This is a genomic window from Psychroserpens sp. BH13MA-6 (assembly GCF_052983595.1).
This window is the reverse complement of the sequence record NZ_JBRJGE010000033.1, coordinates 1-1,199: the sequence shown is the minus strand read 5'-3', so window position 1 is coordinate 1,199 and position 1,199 is coordinate 1. Positions and strand designations below refer to the sequence as shown.

1 protein-coding gene is annotated in these 1,199 nt (G+C 30.1%); it reads right to left on the bottom strand.

What is annotated here, in order from left to right; translation table 11 throughout:
- Positions 1-1,149, bottom strand: a 1,149-nt coding sequence (locus ACU8DI_RS15325) for a hypothetical protein (protein WP_447113668.1), incomplete at its 3' end; no start/stop codon positions are given.
- Between the last annotated feature and the right edge of the window lie 50 nt (positions 1,150-1,199).

Sequence of the window (1,199 nt, the reverse complement as noted above, 5' to 3'; positions counted from 1 at the left end):
TAGGTTATTTTTCCAGTCCGTAATTAAGAATTTGTCCATTATTCTGTTGTCAGTTCCAATTACATAACATATTCTTGAACAATATTGCATCCTATATTTATCATAAAAATCTTGGTTAAATGCATTCTGCATATCAATGTGTAGACCGTCCGAATTTGTTTTAATGTTCGAATCTATATGAAGAATATTTATATTCTTATAATTTTTCTGAATTTCATAGAAAGCGTTTGTTGACTCGACATCTCCACCACAGCCGCATGAATTAGCGATTACTGTTATTTTATTATTCAAATTTGTGCTGCTAATCGTATCTCCTTCTGTGGTAACAATATTAAATGCAGGCGCAATCATACCAACTTGAGTTCCAATTTTAGATTCAATATTAATTTCTTTTATAAGTCTAATATACTCTCCATTATTTGAAATACTATCGAATTTATAATGTAGACCATCAAGGTTTAAAAACTCTCCTAATTTCCTAAAATCTCGTCTACCTATAGAATCTATTCTCTCACCATTACGAGATATTAATGATATTTCAGAATCTATGCCATAAGTAAAGCTTTTGGCATTTCTGTATTCAATAATTCCAATTTCATAATCATTAGTATCAATATTTAACTTTGCAGTCAAATGTTCGCTTCTACCTAAAAACAAGCGATTATTGACTAATCCGATTTTTATCCACGATGAGTCGGTTACCATTTTATTTCCATTTGAGATTAAATACCTGCACTTTACTAGTTTTGCAGTTGAATCCCATTTCATTTCTTCAATTGGTCTAAGCTTGTCATCACTTAAATCTTTGTTATTATTTCCATCAATCGCATATACTTTCTGTCCATTTTTAATTCCTTTTATTATATCAACATAATAATGTTCTTTTTCTTGAAAATCAGGCTCCAATAAAAAACGTTCAGCATCTTGAATTTGGTTAGGATATTTAATTGGATAGGGGAACGTATCTGTCTGCTTTTTAAATTCTATAGGACCAGCTCCTAATGGAAATAGTTTTTCACCTTTTTGTTTTTGAGTCCGAATTAATAATGTGTCTTTAGTGACTGTAAAAGAGTTTAAATAATTATTGTCGTTGTTTTTACAACTGTACAATAGCATCAGAATTAGAAAGGCCTTGCTGAATGATTTCATTCGGTAGATTTGTTATTGTTCATATTACTGCCAACGTAATTGTGTATGAT